Annotated in this window: 6 protein-coding genes; 5 read left to right on the top strand and 1 reads right to left on the bottom strand. The window is 31.1% G+C overall.

Annotated features, from left to right (window positions below):
• The first annotated feature begins 18 nt into the window (after positions 1-18).
• The gene (locus tag AB3X49_RS17110; RefSeq protein WP_367963582.1) at positions 19-987 is read left to right on the top strand and encodes a helix-turn-helix transcriptional regulator; all 969 of its coding nucleotides are present in this window, start codon (positions 19-21) and stop codon (positions 985-987) included.
• A gap of 95 nt (positions 988-1,082) precedes the next feature.
• Here AB3X49_RS17110 and AB3X49_RS17105 read toward each other — a convergent pair whose 3' ends face one another.
• On the bottom strand, positions 1,083-1,685 hold the full coding sequence (locus tag AB3X49_RS17105; protein WP_367963579.1) for a TetR/AcrR family transcriptional regulator: 603 nt from the start codon (positions 1,683-1,685) through the stop codon (positions 1,083-1,085).
• A gap of 155 nt (positions 1,686-1,840) precedes the next feature.
• Between AB3X49_RS17105 and AB3X49_RS17100 the strand changes: the two genes are divergently transcribed.
• From AB3X49_RS17100 to AB3X49_RS17085, 4 genes are all read left to right on the top strand, one after another.
• The gene (locus tag AB3X49_RS17100) at positions 1,841-2,734 is read left to right on the top strand and encodes an ABC transporter ATP-binding protein (protein WP_367963576.1); all 894 of its coding nucleotides are present in this window, start codon (positions 1,841-1,843) and stop codon (positions 2,732-2,734) included.
• Positions 2,727-3,533: an ABC transporter permease subunit gene (locus AB3X49_RS17095; RefSeq protein WP_367963573.1), complete on the top strand. Its 807-nt coding sequence runs from the start codon at positions 2,727-2,729 to the stop codon at positions 3,531-3,533. Before AB3X49_RS17100 ends, AB3X49_RS17095 begins: the two co-directional genes overlap by 8 nt.
• A 208-nt stretch (positions 3,534-3,741) precedes the next feature.
• Positions 3,742-4,275 (top strand): sigma-70 family RNA polymerase sigma factor, encoded by a 534-nt coding sequence (locus AB3X49_RS17090; protein ID WP_367963571.1) that lies wholly within the window; start codon positions 3,742-3,744, stop codon positions 4,273-4,275.
• A gap of 12 nt (positions 4,276-4,287) precedes the next feature.
• Positions 4,288-5,283, top strand: coding sequence for an anti-sigma factor (locus tag AB3X49_RS17085; RefSeq protein ID WP_367963569.1), 996 nt, complete (start codon positions 4,288-4,290; stop codon positions 5,281-5,283).
• Positions 5,284-5,365 lie beyond the last annotated feature (82 nt).

The raw sequence follows: 5,365 nt of genomic DNA, 5'->3' as shown, positions 1-5,365 counted from the left end.
CTAAAAAGGTTTCAATACATGACACCTTTTTTGGAGGGAAATATGAAAAAAACGGAACGAATAAATGATATGCTTATTTTCTTAAATAATAAAAGATATTTTAATTTAAAAGATTTAATGGCTAGATATGATATTTCTAAAAGTACCGCTCTACGAGATATTCAATCATTGGAAGAAATAGGTGTACCAATATATTCTGAACTGGGTAGAAATGGAAGTTATAAAATTATAGAAAATAGTGTGTTATCGCCAATTTATTTTAGTGTGGATGAAATGTATGCGTTATACTTTTCGATTCTTACATTAAATGGATACAAGACAAAACCATTTAATGTAGAAAGTATTGCGCTTGAAAATAAGTTTAAACATGTATTACCTGATAATGTGAGTAAAAATATTTCAATCATGGAACGAACGCTTTCTTTTGAAGTAACAAATCATAGTAATTTTAGTCCATTCTTAAAAGAAATTTTACAGGGGATTTTTGCTGAGCGAGTTTATCATTTAACATATTTAAAAAAAGATGAGGAAAAAGTATTGGTCGCCCAATTTATTCGAATAGAATCTAAATTTGGCCAGTGGTATGCTAAAATCTTTAATTTTGAGACAAATCATGTTCAAATAATTAGATGTGATAAAATTCTTTCTATTGTGGAAACAAGCAATACTAATCCAAAAAAGCTTGAAGAATTATTAAGTTATCTTACTACTTTTCACAGAAAGCCGGATGCAATTGATTTTCGTGTCATTGTTAATCAAAAAGGAAAAGACATTTTCGATAAAGAGAATTATCCTTCCATGAGGATACAAAAAGAAAATGAAAATTATAGTATAACAGGCTATTTTAACAAGAAAGAATTTGATTTTATTTCAAGTTATTTTCTGAATTTCGGTGGAACGATTATCTCAATTCAGCCTGTTATGCTAAAAGAGTTAATTTATAATAAGGTATTATCTATAAAGCAGCATTTAACTTCGTTAAGATAAAGTTAGTATTAATAATTTTTTTAACACCAAAAAGCCCTTGAGATCTAAATATCCAAAGGGCCTTTTGGTGATTTTATTTGTTCTTTAGAAAAAAATTATTTTTCTGGGACGGACAGTCCATAAAAGAACATCGTAACGATATCTTGTATATGTTTTTCGCGATCTCCTTCAAGAAGCTGTGCCCCGAAATCATCACCTAATTTAGTGAACATTTGAATGTATAGCAACATCATTTCTTTAGTAAGGTGAGGGTTAATTTCATTTTTTTGCTGTGCTTGTTCTAGTATTTCTAAATACCAAGGCAGGATTTTTTCGTTTTGATAACTATAAATAAACTCTCGGAGCTCTTCATCTCTTTGCATCATTTGTAGCAACATATCAGGTTGGAATAACCCGCCAGTATTCATTTTTCTAATGATCATCTTTTGCATCATCTCATGAAAAGGTAATTTTTCTTCTGCAAGTCTTTTATAATATTGAAATTCAGATATTATAAATTCTTGTATAAGCTCCCTAAATAACGCATCTTTACTTCCGAAATGATTATAAATTGTCACTTGAGAAACGTTTGCTTTTTTTGCAATATGTTCTATTTTCACTTCATTAAATCCACGTTCTGAAAATAATGTAAAGGCCGCATCTTTAATGGCACGTTTTTTCTTTTCTTTCACTTTTTCAAAGCCGTTCAATACAATCACCTCATTTAAAATATACAAGAAAAAATAATTGAAAACAATATTTTTGAAATATGGACATATAAATATTTCAAAAAGTTGTTGCGGATATGAAAGATGAGGAGTACAATAATTTTGAAATATCATATGTTAAATATTTCAAAAAATGAGGTGGATTTATGATTTCAGTTCAAAATGTTACAAAACAGTTTTCAAATGGAAAAGGCTTGTTTGATATTACATTTGAAGTGAAAGAAGGGGAAGTTTTTGGCTACTTAGGACCAAATGGTGCTGGGAAATCAACAACGATTCGTAATTTAATGGGATTTATAAAACCGACGGCTGGTAAAGCGACAATTTTCGGATTAGATTGTTGGGAAGATGCTGCGAAAATTCAAAGAGGAGTTGGCTATTTGCCAGGAGAGATTTCTTTTATTGAAGGAATGAATGGATTAGAGTTTTTAAATTTGATGCAAGGAATGCGTGGGTTAAAAAATATAAAAAGACGAGATGAATTGATAGAACGTTTGCAGTTCGATGTGAAAACACCAATTCGAAAAATGTCTAAAGGAATGAAACAAAAAGTAGGTATAGTTGCGGCATTTATGCATGATCCAGAGGTGTTAATTTTAGATGAACCGACATCAGGACTCGATCCACTTATGCAACAAGTATTTATAGATTTAATATTAGAGGAAAAGCAAAGAGGAAAAACAATCCTTATGTCATCACATATTTTCACTGAAATTGAGAGAACTTGTGACAGAGTAGCTATTATTAAAGATGGTTGTCTTGTAACCGTTGAAAACATTCATGATTTACAAGGCATGAGAAGACAGGTGATAGATGTAACAGTATCATCTCAAGAAGAAATCGAGTCTCTTAAACAATGTGATTTGCAATTTGAAGGAGTGAAAGGTAGAGAGGCGTCAATTATTGTGCAAGGAAACTATCAAACTGTTTTACAAATACTTTCAAACTATAATGTAACTGCACTTCAAACGAGAGCGACGGATTTAGAACATTTATTTATGCATTATTACGAGAAGAAAGAAGGGGTAAAGCATGAATAAACAACTATTTTTAGCTAGTTTGAAAGAAACGAAAAAAAGTATATTGAGCTATGCTACTGGTGCAGCTCTTTATTTATGGTTATTAATTTGGATATTCCCATCGATGGTTTCAGCCAAAGGTTTAAATGAATTAATAAGTGCCATGCCTGATAGTGTGAAAAAAATTGTTGGAATGGAAAGTCCGATTCAAAATGTAATGGATTTTTTAGCTGGTGAATATTATAGTCTATTGTTTATTATCATTTTAACAATTTTTTGTGTCACGGTTGCAACGCATTTAATTGCTCGTCATGTAGATAAAGGGGCGATGGCATATTTATTAGCAACACCTGTATCAAGGGTGCAAATTGCAATTACACAAGCTGCTGTTCTCATATTGGGGCTACTAATAATTGTAATTGTTACTTATGTAGCTGGTATATTAGGTGCAGAATGGTTTTTAAAAGATAATAACTTAAATCGAGAATTATTTTTGAAAATAAACATAGTCGGAGGGCTTATATTTTTAGTAGTTAGTGCCTATTCATTTTTCTTTTCTTGTATATGTAATGATGAAAGAAAGGCACTTAGCTACTCAGCCAGCTTAACAATCTTATTTTTCGTATTAGATATGGTAGGGAAATTAAGTGATAAGTTAGAGTGGATGAGAAATATATCTTTATTTACATTGTTTCGTCCGAAAGAAATTGCTGAAGGAACATATAATATATGGCCAGTAAGTATAGGCTTAACTGCTGGAGTGCTTTGTATCTTCATAGTAGCAATTGTAGTGTTTAGGAAGAGGGATTTACCGTTGTAAATTAGAAAGTCCACTGAGAAAGTGGGCTTTTTTTGTTTGTAAATTCGAAGGGATATCTTTTAGAGCAACATTTAAGTAGATAGTCAAAATGGAATGTTTACATTTTTTCTTGTAGAAATATTCAAAAGAATTGAACCTTTTTCTAGGATACTCCGTCTAATATGTGTAAAGTTTAATTAATAGAGAGGCTGAAACAGGAGGACCAATTGTGAAAGTAATTCCTTTATATAAGATGATTGTAAAAGAAGAAACGGATGTTTCTTTAGCAAAAAAGGGTAATCATGAGGCTTTTATGACACTTATACATACAGAAAAAGTAAAGATGTATCGCATTGCGAAGGCGATGTTACGTGATGAGACGAATATAGAGGATGCAATGCAGGCAACAATTTTAAAAGCTTATGAAAATATAAAAAAACTGAAAAAGGAAGAGTTTTTTCAAACGTGGCTAATTAGAATTTTAATAAATGAGTGTAACAATATAATTCGCTCTTATAAAAAAGTAATTGTAATTGAGGATCATGATAGTAATATGGTGGCGTTCGATCGATATGAAGATATTGATCTTTGTAATGCTATTCAGTCTTTAACGGAAGAACTAAGAGCTGTAACCGTACTTTATTATTATGAAGATATGAATCAAGAAAGTATTGCAACGCTTTTAGAAATTCCAAAAGGCACGGTTAAATCAAGATTGTCACGTGCAAGGGAACAATTAGAAGCACGATTAAAGATGGAGTAGGAGGTGGTTAAAATGGATAAAGAAAAATCATTTGATGAAAAATTAAAAAAGAGAATAGAAAAGGATAATACCGTATTACCACAGGCACTAAACGAAAAAATTAATGATACACTTCATAATCTTCCTGTAAAAAGAAAGAGTTATAGAGTACATATGATGTTTATTAGTGCCGCTGTTCTAACGCTGTCAATTGTATCTATGTCTGAGTTTTCAATACAGAGCTTTGCACAAAATGGAGGGATGTTTAATTACGTAAAGAAGAATGCGTTTTCTGATTATGAGAATGAAGAAGAAATAAAGTTGAACGTCAATTATCCAGATAAGGAAAAGATTTATCAAAAGATGCTTGATTCAATTGATCATTTCCAAAATGTTTCAGGGCAATTCGAAGAATATTCTAGCTCTACAAAAATTGCTACAACATATAAATATGCGATTGATACGGAGAAACAAAGTGGTATTTCATCTAAAGAAGACAAACTATCGAAAAAAAGCACGATTATTTATAACGAGGACGGAAAAAAAGAGTTTAATGATAAGAATAATACGTATAAAGAGACGAGATGGAGCCCAAAAGAAAGAAATAATGAACTATTAAAATTAAGCCCTACGGAAAGGTTGTTGAGAAAATCAGGTGAGAAGAAACGGTATGATGACGAATATGTGGGATTCGCTAAGTACAGTATTCAATCAGAATTTGCTGATCTATTAATTCGATATAAAGATTGGAGTTATAAAGAAACGAAGTATCTTGGACTCGATTGCTACAAAATAGAAGGGGTAATAAACATAGAAATGCCTGTAAGTACATCTGAAGATTTGAGTGGGAAATTTGAAATGGTTGTAGAGAAAAATACGGGGATTATGTTGAAGTTCCTTAGTTTCCATGAAGGTATGATTCAATATTCGATTACGACGGAATGGATACAAATAAAAGGATTGAAAGAGAATGTATTTCAAAAGGATAGCACTAATTATGAAAAATTGAAAAACATATTAGATGAATAGAAAACGGAGGGAACTATACGGAGAATACCTCTCCTTCAAGAGAAAAGAAAAATAAACGAAAATATAAAAAGACAACGATAAT

The sequence above is a fragment of the Bacillus sp. C30 genome (genome assembly GCF_040838255.1).
Taxonomy (GTDB): domain Bacteria; phylum Bacillota; class Bacilli; order Bacillales; family Bacillaceae_G; genus Bacillus_A; species Bacillus_A mycoides.
This window is presented reverse-complemented; position numbering and strand designations above follow the sequence as displayed.

Bases quoted from the DNA above. Each gene is read 5' to 3' on its own strand.
- AB3X49_RS17100 (WP_367963576.1), top strand. From the start codon at position 1,841: ATGATTTCAGTTCAAAATGTTACAAAACAGTTTTCAAATGGAAAAGGC.
- AB3X49_RS17110 (WP_367963582.1), top strand. From the start codon at position 19: ATGACACCTTTTTTGGAGGGAAATATGAAAAAAACGGAACGAATAAAT.
- AB3X49_RS17085 (WP_367963569.1), top strand. From the start codon at position 4,288: ATGGATAAAGAAAAATCATTTGATGAAAAATTAAAAAAGAGAATAGAA.
- AB3X49_RS17095 (WP_367963573.1), top strand. From the start codon at position 2,727: ATGAATAAACAACTATTTTTAGCTAGTTTGAAAGAAACGAAAAAAAGT.